Raw genomic sequence first — 23,624 nt, forward strand, 5'->3', positions numbered from 1 at the left:
CATCATTCTGTTCGAATGGCGCTCGAGAATAGGGGAAGTGAGGGATTATCCTCGCAGAGACGGGTTCGAATTGACCCCGGAATGCAGCCGTTTCCGACCTTGTATTCGCTTCATACGCTCGCTTGGTCGCGGGCCTCCAGATCCACCACATCGCTCAGCGTGCAACTAGCGACTGACTCGCAATAGCATAACGCTTGACCCCCGGATCTTCCCTGCCTAGATGGCCGCTATTGCGAATCAGTTGCAATCATTCAGGGGAAGAAAATTGAACATCCAGCGTCGTCCGTCGATATCCCGCCTTGTCGCAGGCAGCGCGCTGGGCCTCGCGCTCGCCGCGACCGCCTCGCCGGCCGTTGCGCAGGACAATGACGGCGAATATTGGGTGTCGCTCAAGAACCGCATCGTCGTCACCGCGACGCGCACCGCGGTGAAGGCCGAGGATATTCCGGTCACCGTCACGGTGAAGAGCGACGAGCAGATCGCCGACGAACTTGTCACCGACATCCGCGACCTTGTCCGCTTCGAACCCGGCGTCAGCGTCCAGCGTCAGCCCGCCCGCTTCGGCGCCGCGCTCGGCACGACGGGGCGTGCGGGCAACGACAGCTTCAACATCCGCGGCATCGGCGGCAACCGCGTGCTCGTCCAGGTCGACGGCGTCCGCGTTCCCGACGGCTTCACCTTCGGCGCGCAGGCATCGGGCCGCGGCGATTATGTCGACCTTGGCCTCGTGAAATCGGTCGAAATCCTGCGCGGGCCGTCGTCGGCGCTCTACGGCAGCGACGGCCTCGCCGGCGCGGTCAGCTTCATCACCTCCGACCCGGTCGATTTCCTCGAACCCGGCAACAATGTCGGCGGCCTGCTCCGCGCCGCCTACAGCAGCGCGGACGAGGAATTCAGCGAAACCGCGATCCTTGCGGGGCGCAGCGGCGACTGGTCGATCATGGCCGCCTACACCCGCCGCGATTACAAGGAGCTCGACAACAAGGGCAACGTCGCGGGCGGCATCTATGTCGACGGTGTTGCCGGCACCTCGGGCAAGGACGCGAACACCGGTCCGCTCCGTACGCTGCCCAATCCGCAGGACGGCCGTTCGAACGCCGCACTGGCGCGGATCGTCTATGATCCTGCCAATGGCCACAAAATCCGCCTGACCGGCGAATATCTCGACACTGATCTCTACACCAACGGCCTGACCGGCGTGACTGCCACGCGCAACGCGTTGGGCGTCGTTACCTCCAGTGTCGACCGGCTCGAAGCCTGGGACAGCGGCGAGCGTAAACGCGTATCGCTCGACTGGAGCTGGGAAGGCGAGGGGGCGATCGATTTCGCGCGCATCGCGCTCTACTGGCAGGACGGCGAAGACAATCAATATACCGAAGAGGATCGCACTCCCGCTGCCGACCGCTCGCGCCTCAACACCTTTGAAAACCGCGTGATCGGCGCCTCGGCCGATGCGCGCGCCGACTTTGCGACCGGCGCGATCACCCACCGCCTCGTCTTCGGCGGCGACATCAGCAAGACACGCCAGCGCGGCCTGCGCGGCGGCACGGTGCCGCCGTTCGGCGAGACCTATCCGACGCGCGCCTTCCCGACCACCGACTTCACCCGCGCCGGCCTGTTCGTCGGCGACGAAATCTCGGTCGCCGGAGGGCGCCTGCTTCTCTATCCGGCACTGCGCTTCGACTGGTACGACCTGTCGCCCGACAACGACCCGCTGCTCCCGACCTTTGCCGGCGCGAAGCAGGACGGATCGCGCGTCTCGCCGAAATTCGGCGCGGTGTGGAAAATCACCGACGAGGTCCGCCTGTTCGCCAACTATGCGACCGGCTTCAAGGCGCCCGAGCCGGGACAGGTGAACCAGTTCTTCTCGAACCTCGCGTCGGGCTACACCTCGATCCCGAACCCCGATCTCGGTCCCGAACGCAGCGAAAGCTTTGAGGGCGGCATCCGCTTTTCGAGCGATGCGATCAGCCTCGACGTCACGGGCTTTTCGGCGCGCTACAAGGATTTCATCAGCCAGGAGCAGGTCGACGGCAGCTTCACGCCCGCCGATCCCGCTATCTTCCAATTCGTGAATCTCGATCGTGTCCGCGTCAAAGGCGCCGAGGCGCGGTTCGAGGGGCGAGCGTCGTCCGGCCTGTATACGACGCTCGCCCTATCCTATGCGAAGGGGGACATCATCGATCCCGACGGCATACGTTCGCCGCTCGAATCGACCGACCCGTTCAAGCTCGTCGCCGGCGTCGGTTACCGCCAGCCGCGGGGGCGTTTCGGCGGTCAGATCATCATGACGCACAGCGCGCGCAAGGAAGCATCGCGTACCAACGGCGGCTACCGGCCCGACGATTTCACCATCCTCGATGCGACGGCCTATCTTCGCGTTACCGATGGGCTGACGCTGCGCGGCGGCGTCTTCAACATCCTCGACAAGAAATACAGCTGGTGGAGCGACGCGCGCGGGCTTGCCAATACGACGGTCATCGGCGGTCGCACATTCCCGATCGAGGTGATCGCCGACGCCTATACCCAGCCCGGCCGCAACGCGAGCGTGTCGCTCAGCTTCCGCTTCTAAAAGAAAACAGAAGGACTGCACCGATGAAAACCTATCGCAAGCTTGCCGCCAGCCTGTTGCTGCTCACCACCGCGCTGCCCGTTGCGGCGCCAGCCCATCCGCCGATCGCCACTGAGGCTGCGGCCGCCAATTTCGAACAGGACCGCGCCGACATCCTCGCGATGGCGGGCAATTATCGCGTCAGCTTCAACATGCAGGAATCGACGCGCTGGGATCAGAACTATGAAATCCTCGAGCCCAAGCGTTCGGGCGGCAACGAGGTCGTGCGCGTAATCGAGGATAGCGGCCGCAAGATCAGCCTGCAGCATATGCTCGTCATCACCGGCGACGACGACAAGAGCATGATCATCAAGCATTGGCGGCAGGACTGGGAATATGAGCCCGCGAAGGTGCTCGTCTATTCGGATCGCAATGCGTGGACGTGGGAAGACGTCCCCGAAAAGATGCGCACGGGCCGCTGGTCGCAGACGGTCTATCAGGTCGACGACAGCCCGCGTTACGGCGGCTGGGGCCAGTTCGAGACGCAGGGCGGCGTTCGCCGCTGGCGCTCCAACTGGACGTGGCGCCCGCTCGCGCGCCGCGATGCCGTGCGCAATCCGGTCTACGACCGCTACCTGTCGATCAACCGCCACCAGCCCTCGCCCGACGGCTGGGTCCACTGGCAGGACAATACCAAGATGGGGACGAAGGACGGCAAGCTGGTGCCGATCGTCCAGGAATATGTCCTCAACACCTATATCAAATATGACCAGTATGATGTGAGAGCGGCCGACGATTATTGGGCCGCGACCAAGGAGTACTGGGCCGCCGTGCGCGCCGAATGGGACCGTGTCGCCGCCGCCAAGGGCGGTATCGCGATCAACGAGGAAGCACAGACCGGCACCGTGATCAGCGGCCGCCTGCTCGAAATGGCCGACGAGGTTCAGGAAAAGAAGCTGACCACCGCCAAGGCGATCGCCGAGGCGAAGAAGCTGATCGAAACGAACACGCGCAAGCTTTGAAGATTGAAGCCCGAACTGGGGGCGGCTCGCGAGGGCCGCCCCCTATTTTGTCGGGACGTGCCCCCGCGCCATGCAGAATGTCCGCAGCGCGACCGCGTCATGCCAGGCATTGTGCGGAACATGGCTGAGTTCGGCGGTCGAGAAATTCACGACCTCGGCCAGTTCGAACCGCACCGCCGACACGATCAGCCGCCGCCCGTCGTCGGTTGCCAGCAGTCGCGCGGCGTGAACGATGTCCTCGGGCCAGTCGGCGATCAGCACCGGTTCCGCATCGGTCGCCAGATAATCCGCAAAGGCCCATTGCAACTCGTCATAGGACATGGGCTCGACGTCGAGCGCCGGAATGACATGCGCCGCGACCCATGGCGTCGGGTCGCGGCACTCGACCGCACCGTAAAAGGGCGTCGCACCTTCGCTTTCAGGAACCAGCGCGATCGAAATCAGCGCGCCGCCAAACCCGTTGAACTCGGCGTCGAGATAATAGCGCAACCGCCTATTTCTTCCTCGCTCCGTCGACGCTCCAGATACCCGCGCCGCGCGTCGCGATGAACAGGAAGATGAAGCAGTACAGGATGATCGTCTCGCCTTGATTGACGATCGGGTAGGGACTCTGCGTGCCGTGTGCGACCCAGTAACCGACCGCCGACATGCCGCTGGCGATGAAGGCGGCGGGGCGGGTGAACAGACCAATCACGATCAAAATCCCGGCGACGATCTCGATTGTCCCCGCCGCGTAGAACATCGGGTTGAGCGGATAGGGAAAGGCCGTCGGGAAATTGAAGAATTTTTGCACGCCATGGGCAAGGAACAAAAGGCCCGAAACGATGCGAAGGAGCGCATAGGCGCGGTCGCCGTGGTCATCGAGAAACTTCATGATTGGCCCCCCAAATTTGATTGTCGATGCTGGCAGGCTAACGGATTTTTCAGCGGACGCGAAATTTTTTCGCGCGCCATGTTACACCCGCCGATCCTGTCTCGTCATATCCGTACAACCCCCACGAAGGAGACATGATATGACCAAGGTAACCGACCCCTATGCCGCCGCCCCGCAGCTGATGAAGCAGTGGATGGCCGTCAGCCTCGCCGCGGAAAAGAGCCTCGAGCCGAGCCTGATCGAACTGGTGAAGATCCGCTCGTCGATCCTGAACGGCTGCGCCAACTGCATCAACATGCACACCGTCGAAGCCCGCGCAAAGGGCGAGACCGAACAGCGCATCTACCTGCTCTCGGCCTGGCACGAAGCGCCCGTCTACACGCCCCGCGAACGCGCCGCGCTCGCCTGGACCGACGCCTTGACCCGCCTCTCGGAAGGGCACACACAAAAGGCTGCAAAGGATGCGCTCGAAACGCATTTCATGCCGGAGGAACAGGTGAATCTGACCGTGATGATCAATGTCATCAATGGCTGGAACCGCATCGCGGTCGGCTTCGACCTCTGGTATGAAAACGGTGCGCTGGTGAAAGCCGCCTGATGACCCCCGAGGGCATCCGCGGCGAAATCGATGCGGCGGCTGACGCGGCGGTCAGTTTCGACCCGCTGCGTCCGCTCCTCATCCGCGTCGCCTATCGCATGCTCGGTTCGGTCGCCGACGCCGAGGATGTGGTGCAGGATGCTTTCATCCGCTGGCTCGGCACCGATCGCAACGAAGTGTGCGAGCCCGCGGCTTTCCTCCGCCGCACCGTGACGCGGCTCTGCCTCGACCAGATCAAATCGGCGCGCCATCAACGCGAAACTTATGTCGGCCCCTGGCTCCCCGACCCGCTGGTCGAGGAGGAAGAGGAGGACGATGTCACGCTGCCGCTGATGCTCGCGCTCGAACGCCTGTCGCCGCTCGAACGCGCCGCCTTTCTGCTTCACGACGTCTTCGGCGTTGAGTTCGAAGAGGTCGCGAAGACGATCGACCGCGATCCCGCCGCGACGCGCCAGCTCGCGGCGCGTGCCCGTAGCCACGTCCGCGATGCGCGCCCGCGATACAAGCTCGAGAAGGAACAGGGGCTCCAGATCGCCAATGCCTTTTTCGCGGCATCGCGCAGCGGCGATATGGGCGCACTCGGCGCGTTGCTCGCGGCCGATGTCGGCCTATGGTCCGACGGCGGCGGCAAGCGTCCGGCGGTGACCGAGCCGGTGTTCGGTTACGACATCGTGCTCAAGCTGCATCGCAGCCTGGCGGTGCTGTTCGGCAAATATGGCTCGACGCTTGTCCACACCGGCACGATCAACGGCCTGCCAGGCTTCGTCACCCGCGAGGCCGACGGCGAGTTGCAGACCACCGCGCTGGAGATCGAGCACGGCAAGATCGTCGGCATCTATGTGATGCGCAACCCCGACAAGCTGGGGCATGTGCATTGAATGGCAGCCTCCCTCGTGTCGAGGGAGGCGCCGCGGTCACTTTTCGACGGCGAGGCCGGGGATATACAGCGCCGCAATCTTGTCGGCGAACTTCTCGGGCGAAGCGCCCATCAGGTTCGTCAGGACCACAACGCTAAGGTCGTCCTTGGGATAAATGAAGACGGTGGCGCGCGCTCCGCCAGTCAGGGCAAGGGCGGGATGTTCGGCGCGTCGTACCGATGGCCAGCCCAAGCCATAGCCATTGATGAAAGCGTTGAAGCCGCGATAGCTGCCATCCTTTTGCGGCTGTGGTTTCCACAGTTCTTCAAGGCTGGTCTTGTTGACGAGTTGCAATTTCTGGATCGCGATGACCCATTTCGCCAAATCCACGGCCGTGGATTGGATGCCACCGATCGGGAGCAACTGCGCGGACGTCCAAGCCTCCTGACGCACAAACGCCGTTTCACTGCGATCAGCGCCCACCGTTCTCATCCCGTCAAACTTCAGCGTCAAATGCGTATAGAGTTCAGCCAGGTCAGGCTTGGCCGAAATTGGATAGGCAAAGCGTGTCTGCTTCATGCCCACTTTATTAAACTGCCGGTCGCGAACGAAGTCGGAAAAGGATTTCCCTGAAAGCTTCGCGATGATTTTCCCCATCGCGACATAGTTGGTCTGATTATATCGATACCCCGCCCCGGGCGCGAACATCAGGGGATTTTGCTGCACCCTTGCCCAGGCGGCATCCGGGTCAACAAGACCATCAATCGGCCGGGTATTATCGTCCACAATTTCGGGCAGCCCCGATGTATGGGTGAGAGCCTGCCGAACGGTGACGCCGCTCCATGCTTCCGGAAGCTTTTCGAGATAGGTCGAGATTGGCGCATCAAGATCAAGCTTGCCCGCTTCGACAAGCTGCATTGCCGCAACACCGGTAACGGCCTTGCTGATCGAATTGATGCGGAAAATGGTTTTGTTCGTGACGGGGGCAGATGTTTCCCTGTTGGCCAGACCATAGGCACCCGTGAAGACGATCCTGCCATCCTGCACTATCGCCATTTGCAGCCCGGGAATATCGCGGGCAGCCATTTCGCTTTGGATCAGCTGTTCGATTGCAATGGCTTTGCTTTTGGCATTCGCGACAATTGGCGTTTGGGCATTTGCGCTGTTCGCAAGTCCACCCATAACCGCAATCAGGCCGATTGCGGCAGAATATCTATTGAGCATTATTCGGTGATCCAAAGTTGGAGGTGGGTCGTGGCTGATGCTGTGTATTACCATAGCCACACACCATCGCTGGCGTCAAGCGAGACGGACCCCGCGGCGATTTGGTATGGCGTTTGGCTGAAACTGGCACGCCGCCTTGAACGCCTAAACCAGTACGGCCCTATCGGCGTCCGGCTGGTGGACAGTTTTTTCGCTGTCCTACATCGCGCCGCCGCTATAGCGTCGGACCATGACCAGCATCGAGCATTTACCCGGTTCTTCCGATATCCAAGCCGTACGATTTCCGAGTGAAGTTGCGCAGTTTTCGGTCGCTTTTCTGTCGCGAGACCTTGCGTGCTGAGCGTTGAGACCCATGCCGCGACGCCTTGGCCCGACGCGCTCGATTGGGAAGCGCGGGCAGGGGAGGCGGTGGCGGCGGCGTTGGCGTTGACGCCCTATGCCTCGCTTGCCGATGCGGCGCCGTTGGTCGAGGTCGCGGTGCGGCTGACCGACGATGCAGAGGTCCATACGCTCAACCGTGATTTTCGTGGGCGTGACAAGCCTACGAACGTGCTGTCCTTCCCGCAGGTGCAGGATGACCTGCTCGACGGTCTCGCGAACAGCGACGACGGCGAAATTCTGCTTGGTGACATCGTGCTCGCGCGCGAAACCTGTGCGCGTGAAGCCGACGAAAAGGGGGTCTCGATCATCGATCACGCCACCCATTTGATCGTCCACGGCACGCTGCATCTCGTCGGTTACGACCATATGGACGATGCCAGCGCGGGCGCGATGGAGGCGCTAGAGGTGAAAGCGCTTGCATCGCTGGGCATCGCCAATCCATATGCGGACCTCGATTAACACAGGAAACGACACGCATATGCCCGACGACCAGGGATCTTCGACCCGATCGGAAGAGGACAGTAGATCCGGCCTCTGGGCCGGAATCCGGACATTGCTATTTGGCGGCAACAACGAGCCGTCGCTGCGTGAGCAGATCGAAGACGTCATCGACGAGGCCGAGGAAGAGGGCCAGGAGCGGCGCGGTAGCAGCGTCGTCGGCGATCTCTCGCCGATCGAGCGCAAGATGCTGCGCAACCTGCTCCATTTCGGTGAGCAGACCGTCGACGATGTCGCGGTGCCGCGCGCCGACATCATCGCGATCCCCGAAAGCGCCAGCTTTGACGAAATCGTCGCGCAATTTGCCGAAGCTGGACACAGTCGCCTGCCGGTCTACCGCGAAAACCTCGACGAAGTGGTCGGCATGATCCACGTCAAGGATGTTTTCGCGGTGCTTGCCGAGGGGCGGCCGCCGCCGCCGCTACTCGACCTCATCCGCCAGCCACTTTACGTCCCGCAGTCGATGGGCGTGCTCGACCTGCTCGCCGAAATGCGCGCGAAACGCACGCACCTCGCGATCGTCATCGACGAATATTCGGGCACCGAAGGCTTGCTGACGATCGAGGATCTGGTCGAAGAAATCGTCGGCGAGATCGAGGACGAGCATGACGACGAGCCGACCGCGCTGTTCGCGCCGGGTGACGGAGGCTGTTGGGAAGCCGACGCGCGCGCCGAACTCGACGATATCGGCGAAGCGATCGACCCGCGGCTTGCCGAGATCGAGGAGGATGTCGATACGCTGGGCGGTCTCGCCGCGGTGCTCGCTGGCCATGTGCCAGAGGTCGGCGAAATCCTGCTCCACCCGAGCGGCTGGCGGATCGAGGTGACCGAGGCCGATGAGCGCCGCGTTCACCGTCTGCGGCTCCATCCGCCGGTGGTCGTCGACCTTGAGGCTTCATCGGACCGGTCCGACGAGTTCTGACGCAATTGCCTTTGTCCGTCCAAAGGACTAGCGCAGGCGCGATGGACGTTTCCGACCTTCGCATCGCCCTGTTCAGCGGCAATTATAACATGACGACCGATGGCGCGAACAAGGCGCTGAACCGCCTTGTCGGCTATCTTCTGGCGCATGGCGCGGCGGTGCGCGTCTATTCGCCCACCGTCGCCAACCCCGATTTCGAACCGACCGGCGATCTGGTGAGCGTGCCGTCGTTCGCAATTCCGGGCCGCAGCGAATATCGTATTCCCGTGTCCTTTTCGTCGCGTGTGCGTGAGGACATTGCCGCGTTCGCGCCCAATATCGTCCATATTTCCAGCCCCGACCGCGTGTCGCGCCAGGCGGCGGCATGGGCGCGGCGACGTCGCCTGCCCGTCGCCTGTTCGGTGCACACACGTTTCGAAACCTATTTCCGCTACTATAACCTGTCCTTCCTTGAACCCCTCGTCGTGGCCTGGCTGCGCAAGCTATACCGCAAGTGCGACGCGCTGATCGCGCCGTCGGAAAGCTTTGCGCAGGTGCTCCGCGACCAGCGGATGAATTACGACATCGGCATCTGGACCCGCGGCGTCGAGCAGGGGGTTTTCAACCCCGGTCGCCGCGACATGGAATGGCGGCGTTCGCTTGGCATCGAAGACGGCGTGCCCGCCATCGCCTTCCTCGGCCGGCTGGTGATGGAAAAAGGGCTCGACGTGTTCGCCGATGCGATCGATGTGCTTGCGCGGCGCGGCGTGCCGCACAAGGTCGTCGTGATCGGTGAAGGGCCCGCGGGCGAATGGTTCGAATCGCGCCTGCCGAACGCCAGCTTCGTCGGCTTCCAGGGGGGCGAAGATCTCGCCCATGCCCTCGCCTCGTGCGATATCTTCTTTAACCCGTCGGTCACCGAAACCTTCGGCAATGTCACCCTCGAAGCCATGGCGTGCGGCCTGCCGGTGGTCGCGGCGCGCGCGACCGGCAGCGCCAGCATCGTCAAGCACGGCCAGACTGGTTATCTCGTCGCCCCCGGATCGATCACGGGTTTTGCCGACCATCTCCAGCGCTATTGCCGCGATATCCAACTGCGCGCCGAACATGGTGCGGCAGCGGTCCTCGAAAGTGGCGCCTATCAATGGGATGCGATCAATCACGCGGTCGCCGACACCTATATTCGCTTGATCCGCCAGAAACAGCGGCGGCGGGGCTGAGCGTCCGATGGCCGGGGATCTGTTCGGCGAAGATGCGTCCGCGGTGGAACAGGGCGGTGTCACCGGGCCCGTGCCGCTAGCAGAGCGGCTGCGCCCGCGTGACCTGCGTGACGTCGTCGGGCAGGAACATCTGACCGGACCCGAGGGCGCGATCGGCCGGATGGTCGCGGCGGGGCAATTGTCGTCGATCATCCTCTGGGGACCGCCCGGTACCGGCAAGACGACGATCGCGCGGCTGCTCGCCGAGGCGGTGGGCATGCGTTTCGCCCCGCTCTCGGCGGTATTCTCGGGCGTCGCCGACTTGCGGCAGGCCTTTGCCGATGCCGAGAGGATGGCGGCGGCGGGTAAGCGGACCTTGCTCTTCGTCGATGAGATTCACCGCTTCAACCGCGCCCAGCAAGACGGCTTTCTGCCTTATGTCGAACGCGGCACCGTGGTCCTTGTCGGCGCGACGACCGAGAATCCCAGCTTCGCGCTGAACGCGGCGCTGCTGTCGCGGGCGCAAGTGCTGGTGCTGAACCGGCTCGGTGAAGAGGCACTGGCAACGCTGGTCGAGCGTGCCGAGGCGGAGGTCGGCCGTGCTCTGCCCGTCACCGATGATGCGAAAGCCGCTTTGGTTTCGAGCGCCGACGGCGACGGCCGCTTCCTGCTCAACCAGGTCGAAACCCTGTTCGCGACCGCGATCGATACCCCGCTCGACCCCGCCGAACTCGCGCAGTTTCTGCATCGTCGCATGCCCGTCTATGACAAGGATCGCGACGGTCACTATAACCTGATCTCGGCGCTGCATAAAGCGCTGCGCGGCTCCGATCCGCAGGCCTCGCTTTACTGGCTGGCGCGGATGCTCGTCGCGGGGGAGGAGCCACTTTACGTTTTGCGCCGAATCGTCCGGTTCGCGAGCGAAGATATCGGCCTCGCCGACCCACAGGCGCTGGTGCAATGCCTCGCCGCGAAGGACGCCTATCAGTTCCTCGGTTCGCCCGAAGGCGAGCTCGCGATCGTGCAGGCGTGCCTCTATTGCGCGACGGCGCCGAAATCGAACGCGGCCTATGCAGCGCAAAAGGCAGCATGGTCGGCAGCACGCGAAACCGGCAGCCTCGCACCCCCCGCCAATATCCTCAACGCCCCGACCAAGCTGATGAAAGAGCTGGGTTATGGCGAGGGTTATAGTTATGATCATGATGCCCCTGACGGCTTTTCGGGCGACAATTACTGGCCCGACGAGATGACGCCGGTCGATTTTTACCGCCCCGTCGATCGCGGCTTCGAAAAGCGCATTGCCGAACGCCTCGCCTGGTGGGACGAAAGGCGGCGGGCGACAGACTGACGCCGGCCTTGCCCTGAACCCCGCACAGGTATAGTTTCCGCTGCGTCGGGTCGCGCCGGAACTGGGGTAGTCATCATGGCATTGGCGCTTGTCCTTGCCGCTGCAGCGACACCGATCCTGTCCTGTCCAGGCGGCACTATCGAAACCACATGTACCGCCGTCGAGGTGACGGCGAAGATCGCGCTGACGCGCGCGCGCGTGTCGAACATCGCGCAACGATGCCTGTACGATTTTGGCGGGCGTTGCACTGTCGAGGCGAGCGGGCGGATCAACAGCGTCGATCGCGGGACGCCCTTATTCTGGCAAAAAATGCTTCTTGCGCCGCGCGACGGGCCGCAAGCGCGAATGCTTGTGCTGTTGTCGCAGGACAAGGCGGGGAAAGCGACGCTCGCGGGCTTCGCCGAAAGTTCGGGATCGATCGGGACGCCCGATCTGGTGATCCATGGCGACAAGCGTCGTCTGATCCACGTCGGCGGCACGATGGCGGGAAGCGGCGGCGGCAACGCCGATGCGCTGTTCATAAGCGATACGGCGGCGCCCAAATGGCGCCGGGTCGATCTGTCCGGTTGGTCGGAGCAGGGGGGCGGGATGCTGCCAAAGGGCTATCGGCTGCGTGGGCCGGCCCAATTCGTGTTCGACGAGATGTTCGCGGTCGTTCCGGTCGCGCGCGATGGCGACGGCAATTGTTGTCCGCGCGGCGGCAATGCGTTCTATGACCTCGATATTCGGGGCGACCGGCTGGTGTTGACGCGCCTGCGCTTCCAGCCCATGCAGCCGTTGGGGCGCGACGTCGAGGTCACCGCCGGGACATTGAAAGACTGAGCAAACGGCACGATGACGCTGAAATTCGACAGCTGGGACGATGTGGTCGCCTTTGCCTGTGCGCTTCCCGATGTTGAAATGCTCTCCTTTTACGGCACGCCCTGTCCCAAGCTCAATGGCAAGGCGCTCGCATCGCCGGGGCGCGAGCGGGGCAGTTTCGCCGTGATGTGCAGGCCCGACGAGAAGGAAATTCTGCTTGAAACCGATCCCGACACCTTCTGGCAGACCCCGCATTATCAAGGCTGGCACGCGCTTCTCGTTCGCTTCGGCTCCGACGATCCCGAACGGGTCGCCGATGTCCTTCGCCGGGCCTGGTGGGACCGCGCGAAAAAGGCCCAGCGGCAGGGTTTTGGCCAGCGGCCCTGACCTGTTCCGCCGGCTGATCATCGGCCTCGCACTGACGGGCTGCGCGCTTCCCGCCCATGCCCAGACGCCCGCGGCGAAAATGAATGCCGAACTGAACCGCGCTTGGGCGGCTGGCTACCGTGCAGGCTTCGTTTGTTCGTCGCTGTGGAACGGCGGGGGCAAGCCGCTCGACGCGATCGAACGCGACGAGCTTACGGGCATCTATCCCGAGATCGAAGCCGACGTCCGCGCGCTCAAGGCCGATGTAGATGATAAAGCGAGGCGCGTGAGCGTGCGCTACCGCGACGACATGCCGCCGCGGATCGCGGAGTGGAGCGGGCGGGAAGGCTGCGTCGCCCTGCCGATCGGCGCGCAGCCGGCTGCGGCGGCCCCGTCCGGACGGCGGCCTGATCTCGATGCGCGACCCTGGCCGCTCGGTGACAAGGATGCGAGCTGGCCGATCGCGAGGGCGCTGACTTCTTTCGATCAGGTGGGTACGAACATAGCAAGCTTCGGCGGGCGGACCAGTTCGCTGCTGATCGTCAAGAAGGGCAAGATATCGGTCGAGCGCTATTGGGGTGGGCATGACCGTCATACGGCGCAGCGCACCTTTTCGGTCGCCAAGTCGATGGCGGCGACGCTGATCGGCCATGCGGTGTTTCAGGGCCGCATCGACGTGACGGCGCCCGCGAAGATTGCCGAATGGCAGTCGCCCGGCGATCCGCGTGCCGCGATCACCACCGAACAGCTGATGCGGATGGCGAGCGGCCTCACCAGCGACACCGCGGGCAACCGCAGCGACGCCATCTATATGGGCGGCGCTTCGGTGCGCCAGTGGACGGTGCAATGGCCGCTGCTGAACCCGCCGGGCACGCGCTATCGCTATGCGAATAACGACACGATGCTCGCGGTGCTTTCGCTCAAAGCCTCGCTGAATGCGCCGCTCGATCCGGCAAGCTTCTTCGATCGCCTCGGCATGACGCGCACCTTCGCCGAACATGACAAGGATGGCGATTATATCCTGTCGAGTCAGGTCTGGACGACCGCGCGCGATCTCGCGCGGCTCGGTCTGCTCTATCAGAACGACGGAGAATGGCAGGGTCAGCGCGTGCTGCCCGAAAACTGGCGAGCCTTCGTTACCACGCCCAGCGGGCCGCAGCCCGAGGGCCCCTTCGGCTATGGCGCGGGCTTCTGGCTCCTGAACAAGTCGGCTGGTGTCCCCGCCGACGCTTTCGGTGCTTTTGGCAACCGCGGCCAATATATCGTCGTCATCCCGTCGCGCGCGCTGGTGATCGTCCGTCAAGGCTATGACGACGACAAGAACCGCTTGGATATCGCGGCGCTCGTCAAGGCTGTGGTCGTCGCCGACGGCCCGCCCTGACCCTATTCGAAGGGCGGATAACGCTCGAAGGTCGGTAGCTCGCCAAGCTTTTCCATCCAGCCGATGCGTTCGGCGGTCTGGATCTGCGCCTGCGCCGGGATCAGGTCGGGATCGTCGAGCGTCGCGATCTGCACGTCGATCTGACCAGGAAAAATCGCGTCATTGGAATAGAAGAGACCGGTGCCGCAATTGTCGCAGAAGTGCCGCCGGCCATGTTCGGACGATGCGTAAATCTTGGCCGTGCCGCTGATCTCGATCTCGTCGAGCCCGACCAGCCCCCAACCGACCATCGGCGCGCCCGAATGGCGACGGCAATCCTTGCAATGGCATAACGCATGGTGCTGGACGGCGGTGCTCATCGAATAGCGGATCGCACCGCAATGGCATTGTCCGCTGGCACGGGGGGCTTGGTCGCTCATCACTCTCTCCTCGAGGAATCGAGTGGAGAACATAACATAAACACAGCCGCTCTGACAATGACCGGGACGGCATGATGTTAGCGGGATATTAACCACAAGCTCCTAGGTCGCAGAGACACGGATTTGGGGAATTTCCATGGATCAGGACGGGCAGGACGTGCAGACATCGGGACGATGGGCTGCGGTTATCGGCATGGATTTGGCCAAGCGATGAAGCTTGTCATCCAGATTCCCTGTCTGAATGAGGCCGAAGACCTTCCCGCCACGCTCGCGGCGCTGCCGCGCAGGATCGAGGGGATCGACCTGATCGAGATCCTCGTTATCGATGACGGCAGCACCGATAATACCGCGCAGGTCGCCCGCATGTGGGGCGCACACCATATTGTCCGTCACCGCACCAACCGCGGCCTCGCCGCCGCCTTTCGTTCGGGTATCGATGCGGCGCTGGCCGCCGGCGCCGATATCATCGTCAACACCGATGCCGACGGCCAATATGTCGGCGAAGACATCGCCAAAATCGTCGCGCCGATCCTCGACGGGCGCGCGGATATCGTCGTTGGCGATCGCGGTGTCGGCGACAATGCGCATTTCGGCCCCGTCAAACGCCGGCTGCAGGAATTGGGCAGCGCCTTGGTTCAGCGCCTCGCGAATGTGGACATTTCCGATGCGGTCAGCGGTTTTCGCGCGATCAGCCGCGACGCGGCGCAGCGCATCAACATCACGACCGAATTCAGCTATACGACCGACATGCTGATCCAGGCGGGGCGCAAGCGCCTGTCGATCCTGAGCGTCCCGATCCGCACCAATGCCACGACGCGCCCGTCGCGCCTGTTCAAATCGATCCCGCGTTTCATCGTCAACACCGGCATCACGATGGCGCGCGCCTACACGACCTATAACCCGCTTCGCGCCTTTGTCGGTCTGGGCCTTGCCATTGCGTTCATCGGTGTCGTGCCGATCGTCCGGTTTCTGATCTTCTATCTTCAGGGCGGCGGCGACGGCCATGTGCAATCGCTCGTGATCGGCGGCGCGCTGCTTGTGCTGGGCACGATCGTCGCCGTCATGGGCGTGCTCGCCGACCTGATCGCTGCGAACCGCAAGCTTATCGAGATGAGCCTCGTTCGTCTGCGCCAGATCGAGGAGCGCCTGCCAGCCCCTGTGGAAAAGCAGGAGCCTGTTGCCGCAAGCCGCCGGAAAGGCGTCGCGTGACGACATCCGCTGGCGGTGTTCCCGCCGCAGTCTCGTCCAGAGGCCCGCGGCTGCCGCACGCAAATTCGCTGTTCTGGCCGCTCGCGGGTATCGTCGTTGCGCTGGCTGGCCATCTCTATCTTGCCCTGACGCGTGCGATCAACTGGGATGAATTCTACCATTATAGCCAGGTGCAAAAACTGGCGCAGGGCACGCTGAGCGAACCGCTGCAAACGCTCTATACGCGCGCGTTCGTCTGGGTCGTCGATCTTCCTGGCGTCGGGGTCGATCACATCATCGTGATCCGGCTTTTCATGTTTCTGTGCGAAATCGCCGTTGCCGCCGCGATCATCGGCGCGGCATCGCGTTTTGTCGCGAAGGTTCCCGCGGCCTTTTGTGCGCTTATCTACATCACCGCCGGATATGTACTTCAGCACGGCACCTCGTTCCGTTTCGACGCGCCCGCCGCGGCGCTGTTGATGACGGCGGCGTGGATATTGCTGCGGTTTCGGTTGAACGCCGGCCGGATCCTCCTCGTCGGCTTGCTTGCCGGCATCGCTGCCATGCTGACGATCAAGACGATCCTTTATACGCCGGTCTTTCTGGGTATCGCATGGCTCCTGTGGACCGAGGCAGACAACAAGCGGCGGCTATTCTTTCAGCTTATCGCCATCGCTGCCGCTGCGCTTGGTTCGTTCGCGCTGATCTATCTCGCGCATGCGAGCAGTCTCGCCGGCAACAGCGACGTCGAAGCGATGCGCGTCGTTTCGCGCGCGGGCGGCAAGATGTTTCATTTCGGCTATGTGACCTATTGGCTGTCGCTTGTGAAAGGCGTGCAGCTTTCACCGGTGCTTGCGCTCGTCATATTGGCCTTTCCCGCCATCATCTGGAAAGCCGCCAGATCAAGGGCGGAAAAGCTGGCGCTGACCGGATTTTACCTGCCGATCCTCAGCCTGTTTTTCTATCATAACACCGCGCCCTATTTTTACGTCTATATGCTGCCGCCCGTGACGGTTGCTTGCGGGGTGGTGCTGGCATCACTGGTCGCACGCTATCGCTCGATATCGATTGCTGCGCTGCTGTTGCTGGGAGGCGCGTTCGTTTTCTACAATGAACCGCCGAACACCATCGAACGCCAACGACAGATGCTGCGGGTGGCAGAGGGAATGTTTCCCGGCGGCGTGGCCTATTTCGACAGCTGTGCGATGCTGGGAAGCTTCCCGAAGGCGAATGCTTTCATGACGCCGTGGGGGATCGATCAATATCTCGCGGGTGGTTTTCCGAGCCTTGAGCAGACCATGGCGTCAACGCCCGTGCCGTTGCTGGTCAACGACGATTATATGTTCGAGGATGCGCTGAAGGGCACCGCCCCCGTTACCGCCTTTCTTCCCGGCGATCTCGCGGCGATTCGCGACACCTTCGTTCATCTGTGGGGCCCGTTCTGGATCGCCGGCGAGGAGATTCCGGTCGATGCGCGCGATTACGCGTTCCAGATCCGGGTGCCCGGATCTTACACGGTGCAAGGCGCGAGCGTCGTGATCGGCGACCGCGTGACCGCGCCAGGCCAGATCGTCCACCTCGATCGCGGTGTCTATCGGGCATCGACGGTCGGCGACAGGGGGTCGCGGCTTATCTGGGGCAAGGGGATCAAACCGCCGGCGCAGCCCCATGACGGCGGCCCGCTGTTCATGCCGTTCTGACCCCAAAACCAGAGCTTTCCGGAAGGCGTGTTTTTCCTCCCCGCCCCGGACTTTCGTTTAAAGCTTCTGGCGTCTGCCCAGCGTGAAGAGGCCATATCCAAGGTCGCCGGTGATCGACGAAGCGCGGAGCGTCAACGTCGTTGCCATCAGGGCGGCCGCTGGCAGTCCGGTGCCGGCGAGGGCGAGAAGCGCCGCTTCGCGAATGCCGATGCCGCCCGGGGCGACCGGCACGACGAAGCCGGCAAGCCATGCCAGCAGGAAGAGCGCGGCAAAATGCGCAGGGCTCGTCCCGGCAGGCAGGATCACCGCGCCGAGCAATGCGGCCGCAAGCGCAAAGGCCGAAAAAGCAAGAATCTGAAAAGCCAATGCGGTCAATAACGGCCGCCGCGCGGCGAGCGATGCGCCGACCAGTATTCCTGCCGCAACGCCTGCAATGGCGGGCGAGCGGTCGAAGCTGACACACAGGGCGGCAACCGTCATGCTGCTCACCAGGTGCAGGCCGACTTCGACGAAGGCCGACTTCGCGAGCTTTTTATGTGCGATGCCGGTCTTCGCGCCCTCGACCTGGCGGCTGATATATTGGAAGACCGATCCCGGCAGATATTTCATCAACACGCCACGCGCATAAATGCGCGCCATGTCGCGGCGCGGATGGATATGTTCGGGATCGACCAGTGCGGTCCACGCGTGCGCCAGCGCACGGTCGGCGGCGGCAAAGAGCAGGGGCGCGCCGATCAATGCGCCGGCGAGGCTCCACGACGCATGGGGCTGGAGCGTCGACCAGTCGAGGCGCCACAACCGTTCCGCGATAAAGACGACGCTGCCCGCCAGCGCTGCACCGCCGACCCACCGTCCGATCCGGTCGAGGGGTGGGCGACGCCGCGCCGCGCCGGTCTCAGCCATAAAGGATGCTGGTGAAATCGGGGTAGGGGACGCAATAAGAGCGACCGAAATAGCGGCGCTCCTTGAGCCCGCAATTCTCGATGGCGCTGCGATACCGGCCGCGACCGCTGTCATCGAGCAGGATGATGCCACCGGGCGCCAGATGCGGGATCGCGCGTGCCAGGCATTCGGTGCGGCGACGTCCGTCAACGACGATCAGGTCGAACGGACCGTCTGCCGTATCGATGGCACCGATATAATCGTCGCCGTCGAGCTCGCGATGCTGCAACTGAATATTCGGGAAATGCGCGACCTCTTTGGTCAGCCGCTGGTGCCATTCGGCGTGATGCTCGACGGATACGACGCTGGCGGCATGGCGCGCGAGCCAGATCGTGCTGGCGCCGGCGCCATATTCGAAGACCCGCGCCTTGGGTCGCGCGCCGAGGAATTCTGAGACTTCGCGCGTTGCCGCGACGTTCCACCAGGGCAGACCCAGTGCGATCATGCGTTCGATGTCGTGGATGGCGAGCAGCGATGCCGACCAGCGCAACCAGCCATATTCATCGCTGTGTCGCGCGTCTTCGCTAAGCTTTTCCATCGGGCCAAGATTCGCGATCGTCTGCATGACCCCGGCGTAGGACCGTTTGACCAACTGCATCATTTTCTCCAGCCTCCCAAACGGGTGCAAGAGTGTATTAACCAAAACATCCCTGTCGAAAGGTTAATTTGGGGGCGGAAAGGCCTTAATCGCCCAGATCGACCCGATGCTGCTCGGCCCACGCCTGATACTGGCCGCGCGGGTTGGAGGTCGGTTGGGCAAGGATCGCGGCCATGTCGGCGCGGAGCGCGCCGAGGTCGAGCGAGCGGATCATCGCCTTGACCGGACCGACGCCGGCCGGGGTGATCGACAGCCGCTCGATGCCGACACCCAGCAAGGCCATGGCCTCGAGCGGCCGCCCGCCCATTTCGCCGCAAACCCCCAGCGCCACTTTCGATCCCGATACCGTGCGGACGACACGCGCAAGGTAGCGCATGACGATCGGCGACAACCAGTCATAGCGTTCGGCGAGGCGTGGGTGCGCGCGGTCGGCGGCGAACAGGAATTGTGTCAGATCGTTGGTCCCGACCGACAGGAAGTCGAGGTGCGGCAGCATCAGGTCGAGCGTTTCGAGCAGGCCCGGAACCTCGAGCATCGCGCCGTAACGGATCGCGACCGGCAGCTTCTTGTTGTGGCTCGCAAGCCATGCACGCTGGCCGACGAACAGGTTGCGCGCGGCTTCATATTCCCACGGCTCCGACACCATCGGAAACATGACGTTGAGCGTGCGGCCGGCGGCGGCCTCCATCAACGCCCGAGCCTGTACTTTCAACAGGCCTTCGCGTTCGAGCGCGAGGCGCAGCGCGCGCCAGCCCATCGCCGGATTCTCTTCCTGCGCGCTGTCGCCGACATTCATATAAGGCAGGGCCTTGTCGCCGCCGATGTCGACGGTGCGAAAGATCACCGGCCGGTCACCCGCCGCATCGAGCACGTCGCGGTAGAGTCGCTGCTGACGGTCGCGCGAGGGCAAAGTCGCCGACACAAGGAACTGGAATTCGGTGCGGAACAGCCCGATCCCGCGCGCGCCCGTCAGGTCGAGCGCGGCGATATCCTCGCGCAGCCCGGCGTTGATCATCAACTCGATCGGCACGCCGTCCTTGGTGACCGCGGGCAGGTCGCGCAGCGAGGCGAGGTTGGCGCGGCGCTTTTGCGACACTTCCAGCTTGGCGTCGAAGGCGTCCTGCACGGCCTGCGTCGGCCGGACATGCACCGACCCCGCGGCGGAATCGAGCAGCAGCAAATCGCCTTCGCGGATCGAGGCCCGAACGTCGCTGACGCGACCGATCACCGGCACCCCCATCGCGCGTGCGACGATGATGACATGGGCTGTGAGCGAGCCCTCTTCGAGCACGACCCCCTTCAACCGGCGGCGGTCATATTCGAGCAGCTCGGCGGGGCCGAGGTTGCGCGCGATCAGGATCGAATCCTGTCGCAGGCCCCCCATTTGCGCCGCGGTGCCCATCTGCCCCGACACGATGCGGATCAGCCGGTTAGACAAATCTTCCAGATCGTGCATCCGGTCGCGCAGCAACGGGTCGTCGATCTGGCGCATCCGCATCCGGGTGCGTTGCTGGACACGCTCGATCGCCGCCTCGGCGGTCAGGCCGCTGTCGATCGCTTCGTTGATCCGTCGCGACCAGCCTTCGTCATAGGCGAACATCTTGTAGGTCTCGATGACCTCTTCATGTTCGCCGCCGACGCCGAAATCGGCCTGGCTCGCCATGCGGTCGATCTGTTCGCGCATCTTGTCGAACGCGGCATAGACGCGGTGGCGTTCGGCCTCGGTGTCGTCGGCGACGGTATGCTCGATCGTGATCCGCGGCTGGTGGAACACCGCAACCCCGGCCCCCATGCCGTCGACCAGTTTCTGTCCGTTCAGCCGCTGCGCCGACTGGTCGGCCGCGGCGGCGTCGGTGCGCGCCGCGGTATCGACCAGATCGGCGTTCGAAATGAGTTCGGACAGCACCATCGCGACGGTCTGCAACGTCTCGATCTCGATGTCGTCATAACGGCGCGGGTCGCTGTGCTGGACGCATAGCACGCCCACCGCACGTTCGCGGCGGATGATCGGCACGCCGGCAAAGCTGTGGAACAATTCCTCGCCGGTTTCGGGGCGATAGGAAAAGTCGGGGTGCGCCGCCGCTTCGTCGAGGTTTAACGTCTCAATCTGATCGGCGATCATGCCGACCAGCCCCTCGCCAAGCCCTAGGCGGGTGACGTGTACGGCCTCCTGTTTCAGCCCGCGCGTCGCATAAAGTTCGAGCGCGCCTTCGCGCAGCAGGTAGATCGAGCAGACCTCGCTATCGAGGCATTCGCCGATGATGCCGACAACCTGGTTCAGCTTGCCCTGGGCATTCGCGCGCGATGCCATTACCTCGTGGAGCCGGGTCAGGATGGTGCGCGCCGACTGGGCGGCCGACGAGGGCGGAGGCGGGGCGTTGGTCATCGCATCCCTGCTAACAGATGGATGCGATCCGCGCCAATACCCCGCGCGCGATTGTGCGATCTATTATGACGTCTCGCAAAGGCGGCGTCAGTGGTTCCCCGTTGGTGCAGCCGGGACCGCAGCCAACGTGCCAGGGGTCGTGCCGGTCGTGACCGTCGGACCGACCGGTGCCGGTGCGCTCATGATCGACGGCGGCGGCGCATATTTGGCGTCCCATGCGACGGCGTCGGACTGATATTTGGCATAGGCTTCGTAGAATTCTTGGAACGGCTGGTCGAGCCGCGCCAGATGCGCGGGGGCCTGTTCGACGAGCTGCGCGGTCGGCGTGGCCGAAACCAGCTGGGCAATCTCATTGGCGCGCGCACAGAAAGCGCGCTGCGCCGGCGGCTGCGCGAAATAATTGAACAGCTGTGTCGACAGGCGGTCGCGCGGCGCAATGCCGTTGTTCTTGTTATCCTTGCCGAGCTGGCTGATCACCGACTTTTCGGTCGACTTGATCACCTTGCCGTGGGTCTTGATGATATTGTTATACGCTGAAACGAGCGTCGTTTCCTCAAGGCCGCGGCAGCCGATCGCGGCAACGTTGAGCCCGATCTTCAGCTGCCAGAAGGCGCGGTCACCGGTGATGTTGCTGTTCGCAGTGACGAACCGGCCATCCATCCCGCGTCCGGGCAGGATCTGCGTTACCGCGGCATTGCCGGGCGGATAAGGCCGCGGCGGCACGACGATGACGACGGCCGGCGGCGGGGGTGGCGGGGGCGGCGGCGGGGGTTTGGGCGCGCAGGCGGCCACGCTCGCCAGCAACCCTGCTACGATGATCTTCCGCGATAAATTCATGACCCACTCCCCAGCCGCATCACCATGCGGCATCAACCCCGAGCGTGCAACGCGGCTTCGGCCTGTTGCACCAGAGATGCGACGATTGTCGCCACACTCTCTTCTTCGGATACCATACCGACAGATTGCCCTGCCATTAACGAACCATTTTCGACGTCGCCATCGATCACCGCGCGGCGCAGCGCGCCCGCCCAATAATGTTCGATTTCGAGCTGTGCCTGCATCATGTCGACTTGCCCGCTGTCCAGCTTGTTCGCGACTTCACGCTGTTTCGCAGTGAACGCTTCGGTTCCGGCATTCTTGAGCGCGCGGACCGGGATGACGGGCAGGCGCGGGTCGATCTGAACGCTCGCCACTGCCTCGCGCGCCGAAGCGCGGAGGAAGGCTTTTTTGAAATTGGGGTGCGCGATGCTCTCGATCGCGCAGACGAAGCGTGTGCCGAGCTGAACACCCGACGCGCCCATTTCCAGATAGGCGGCGATCGCCTCGCCGCGGCCGATGCCGCCGGCAACGAAGATCGGAACTTCGTCGGCGAGCGTCGGCAGGATTTCCTGCGCTAGCACGCTCGTCGACACCGGACCGATGTGTCCGCCAGCTTCCATCCCCTCGATCACCAGCGCATCGACGCCCGATCGGATGAGCTTCTTGCCCATCGCCAGCGTCGGCGCAAAGCAGATGACACTCGCGCCCGATGCCTTGATCGCCTCGAGGCTGCCCTTGGGCGGCAGCCCGCCCGCGAGCACGACATGACCGACGTCATATTTTGCACAGACATCGATCAACTCGAACAGCTGCGGGTGCATCGTGATCAGATTCACCCCGAAATTGCGCGTCGCCAGCGCCTTGGTCGCCGCTATCTCGGCGTCCAGCAGCTCGGGCGTCATCGCGCCGCACGCGATCACGCCGAACCCGCCGGCATTGCTGATCGCGCTGACCAGATGGCGTTCGGAAACCCAGCTCATCGCACCGCAGAGAATGGCATAGTCGCTGCCGAGAAGCTCGGTCCCGCGAGCCATCAGATCGTTAATTTTGCTCATTGAGCCAGCCTTTGCCAGCACTGGGGCGCGGGCGCAATGGATTGCGATAATCGGCTCCCTCGGCCTGTCGCGCGCCTGAATCCTTTTGACGCGACAACCCAACCTTTCGGCGCAGAAAGCAAATCAATTATTGTCTACTAATTCACTTGGAATAAAGTGCGGCGGCGAATCCAAAAGGGAAAGGAATTATCATGAGCGCTATCAAGGAGGTCGCCAAAGGCGGCTCCGAAGAGGTGCCGCGCGCCATTCAGACGGTGCTCCAAGCACTCGACAGGCTGAAGTTCGGCGCGATTCAGCTCACCGTCCACGAAGGACGGCTGGTGCAGGTCGATGTCACCGAGCGCCACCGTTACCCCAACTGATTCAACATCTCCCAACGGGGGCGCATTTCCCCCTATCTGCCGCAGACCGGACCCCCGGATGTGGTGATTTTCTATTGCAACAGGAATCATCCATGACTGCGAAATATCCGTCCATCCGCCGGCGAGCGCCGGCATCCATTCTGACGCTGTCTTT

23 protein-coding genes are annotated in these 23,624 nt (G+C 63.3%); 14 read left to right on the top strand and 9 right to left on the bottom strand.

The genetic code is table 11. The features are described 5' to 3' along the window. The first annotated feature begins 265 nt into the window (after positions 1-265). Positions 266-2,572, top strand: a complete 2,307-nt coding sequence (locus AC3A43_RS13165; RefSeq protein ID WP_487792977.1) for a TonB-dependent hemoglobin/transferrin/lactoferrin family receptor — start codon at positions 266-268, stop codon at positions 2,570-2,572. A 23-nt stretch (positions 2,573-2,595) separates the two neighbouring features. Beyond that, the gene (locus AC3A43_RS13170) at positions 2,596-3,573 is read left to right on the top strand and encodes a DUF6607 family protein (protein WP_487792978.1); all 978 of its coding nucleotides are present in this window, start codon (positions 2,596-2,598) and stop codon (positions 3,571-3,573) included. Between the two features lie 42 nt (positions 3,574-3,615). Here AC3A43_RS13170 and AC3A43_RS13175 read toward each other — a convergent pair whose 3' ends face one another. Both AC3A43_RS13175 and AC3A43_RS13180 read right to left on the bottom strand, forming a co-directional pair. Continuing rightward, positions 3,616-4,062 (bottom strand): hypothetical protein, encoded by a 447-nt coding sequence (locus tag AC3A43_RS13175; RefSeq protein WP_487792979.1) that lies wholly within the window; start codon positions 4,060-4,062, stop codon positions 3,616-3,618. A gap of 4 nt (positions 4,063-4,066) precedes the next feature. Next, on the bottom strand, positions 4,067-4,447 hold the full coding sequence (locus tag AC3A43_RS13180) for a DoxX family protein (protein WP_487792980.1): 381 nt from the start codon (positions 4,445-4,447) through the stop codon (positions 4,067-4,069). A 139-nt stretch (positions 4,448-4,586) separates the two neighbouring features. On the opposite strand from AC3A43_RS13180, the gene AC3A43_RS13185 reads away from it, so the two are divergent. Beyond that, positions 4,587-5,045 (top strand): carboxymuconolactone decarboxylase family protein, encoded by a 459-nt coding sequence (locus AC3A43_RS13185; RefSeq protein ID WP_487792981.1) that lies wholly within the window; start codon positions 4,587-4,589, stop codon positions 5,043-5,045. After that, complete coding sequence (locus AC3A43_RS13190; RefSeq protein ID WP_487792982.1) at positions 5,045-5,923, top strand: sigma-70 family RNA polymerase sigma factor; 879 nt, start codon at positions 5,045-5,047, stop codon at positions 5,921-5,923. The genes AC3A43_RS13185 and AC3A43_RS13190 overlap by 1 nt, the downstream gene beginning before the upstream one ends. Positions 5,924-5,959: 36 nt before the next feature. Here the strand turns inward: AC3A43_RS13190 and AC3A43_RS13195 are convergent, their stop codons facing one another. Beyond that, positions 5,960-7,126 carry a serine hydrolase domain-containing protein gene (locus AC3A43_RS13195; RefSeq protein WP_487792983.1) on the bottom strand — a complete coding sequence of 389 codons (1,167 nt, stop codon included), beginning with the start codon at positions 7,124-7,126 and terminating at the stop codon, positions 5,960-5,962. A 333-nt stretch (positions 7,127-7,459) separates the two neighbouring features. Between AC3A43_RS13195 and ybeY the strand changes: the two genes are divergently transcribed. From ybeY to AC3A43_RS13230, 7 genes are all read left to right on the top strand, one after another. Next, the gene (gene ybeY, locus AC3A43_RS13200; protein WP_487792984.1) at positions 7,460-7,966 is read left to right on the top strand and encodes an rRNA maturation RNase YbeY; all 507 of its coding nucleotides are present in this window, start codon (positions 7,460-7,462) and stop codon (positions 7,964-7,966) included. A gap of 19 nt (positions 7,967-7,985) precedes the next feature. Further along, positions 7,986-8,927, top strand: coding sequence for a hemolysin family protein (locus tag AC3A43_RS13205; RefSeq protein ID WP_487792985.1), 942 nt, complete (start codon positions 7,986-7,988; stop codon positions 8,925-8,927). 41 nt (positions 8,928-8,968) lie between these two features. Beyond that, positions 8,969-10,126: a glycosyltransferase family 4 protein gene (locus AC3A43_RS13210; protein ID WP_487792986.1), complete on the top strand. Its 1,158-nt coding sequence runs from the start codon at positions 8,969-8,971 to the stop codon at positions 10,124-10,126. 7 nt (positions 10,127-10,133) lie between these two features. Then, positions 10,134-11,453 (top strand): replication-associated recombination protein A, encoded by a 1,320-nt coding sequence (locus AC3A43_RS13215; protein WP_487792987.1) that lies wholly within the window; start codon positions 10,134-10,136, stop codon positions 11,451-11,453. Between the two features lie 75 nt (positions 11,454-11,528). After that, a complete protein-coding gene (locus AC3A43_RS13220) occupies positions 11,529-12,275 on the top strand; it encodes a hypothetical protein (protein ID WP_487792988.1) in 747 nt (248 codons plus the stop codon). Between the two features lie 12 nt (positions 12,276-12,287). Next, on the top strand, positions 12,288-12,641 hold the full coding sequence (locus AC3A43_RS13225) for an MmcQ/YjbR family DNA-binding protein (RefSeq protein ID WP_487792989.1): 354 nt from the start codon (positions 12,288-12,290) through the stop codon (positions 12,639-12,641). Next, the gene (locus AC3A43_RS13230; protein ID WP_487792990.1) at positions 12,625-14,001 is read left to right on the top strand and encodes a serine hydrolase domain-containing protein; all 1,377 of its coding nucleotides are present in this window, start codon (positions 12,625-12,627) and stop codon (positions 13,999-14,001) included. The genes AC3A43_RS13225 and AC3A43_RS13230 overlap by 17 nt, the downstream gene beginning before the upstream one ends. A gap of 2 nt (positions 14,002-14,003) precedes the next feature. On the opposite strand, the gene AC3A43_RS13235 is transcribed toward AC3A43_RS13230, so the two are convergent. Continuing rightward, entirely contained in the window at positions 14,004-14,420 is a 417-nt protein-coding gene (locus AC3A43_RS13235) for a GFA family protein (protein ID WP_487792991.1), read from the bottom strand. Positions 14,421-14,630: 210 nt separating this feature from the next. Here AC3A43_RS13235 and AC3A43_RS13240 point away from each other — a divergent pair, with 210 nt between their 5' ends. After that, the gene (locus AC3A43_RS13240) at positions 14,631-15,629 is read left to right on the top strand and encodes a glycosyltransferase family 2 protein (RefSeq protein WP_487792992.1); all 999 of its coding nucleotides are present in this window, start codon (positions 14,631-14,633) and stop codon (positions 15,627-15,629) included. Further along, positions 15,626-17,308 carry a hypothetical protein gene (locus AC3A43_RS13245; RefSeq protein ID WP_487792993.1) on the top strand — a complete coding sequence of 561 codons (1,683 nt, stop codon included), beginning with the start codon at positions 15,626-15,628 and terminating at the stop codon, positions 17,306-17,308. Before AC3A43_RS13240 ends, AC3A43_RS13245 begins: the two co-directional genes overlap by 4 nt. 57 nt (positions 17,309-17,365) lie before the next feature. Here AC3A43_RS13245 and AC3A43_RS13250 read toward each other — a convergent pair whose 3' ends face one another. The 5 genes from AC3A43_RS13250 to AC3A43_RS13270 all read right to left on the bottom strand — a co-directional run bounded on the left by AC3A43_RS13250 (position 17,366) and on the right by AC3A43_RS13270 (position 23,108). Continuing rightward, a complete protein-coding gene (locus tag AC3A43_RS13250; RefSeq protein WP_487792994.1) occupies positions 17,366-18,211 on the bottom strand; it encodes a hypothetical protein in 846 nt (281 codons plus the stop codon). After that, a complete protein-coding gene (locus AC3A43_RS13255) occupies positions 18,204-18,851 on the bottom strand; it encodes a class I SAM-dependent methyltransferase (protein ID WP_487792995.1) in 648 nt (215 codons plus the stop codon). The genes AC3A43_RS13250 and AC3A43_RS13255 overlap by 8 nt, the downstream gene beginning before the upstream one ends. Before the next feature lie 82 nt (positions 18,852-18,933). Next, positions 18,934-21,234, bottom strand: coding sequence for a phosphoenolpyruvate--protein phosphotransferase (ptsP, locus tag AC3A43_RS13260; protein WP_487792996.1), 2,301 nt, complete (start codon positions 21,232-21,234; stop codon positions 18,934-18,936). 87 nt (positions 21,235-21,321) lie between these two features. After that, positions 21,322-22,071, bottom strand: a complete 750-nt coding sequence (locus AC3A43_RS13265) for a hypothetical protein (RefSeq protein WP_487792997.1) — start codon at positions 22,069-22,071, stop codon at positions 21,322-21,324. A 32-nt stretch (positions 22,072-22,103) separates the two neighbouring features. After that, on the bottom strand, positions 22,104-23,108 hold the full coding sequence (locus AC3A43_RS13270; protein WP_487792998.1) for an NAD(P)H-dependent flavin oxidoreductase: 1,005 nt from the start codon (positions 23,106-23,108) through the stop codon (positions 22,104-22,106). A gap of 191 nt (positions 23,109-23,299) precedes the next feature. Here AC3A43_RS13270 and AC3A43_RS13275 point away from each other — a divergent pair, with 191 nt between their 5' ends. Further along, on the top strand, positions 23,300-23,470 hold the full coding sequence (locus AC3A43_RS13275) for a YezD family protein (protein ID WP_487792999.1): 171 nt from the start codon (positions 23,300-23,302) through the stop codon (positions 23,468-23,470). The last annotated feature ends 154 nt before the right edge of the window (positions 23,471-23,624 follow it).

This window comes from Sphingopyxis sp. Soil_C_28 (genome assembly GCF_057657055.1).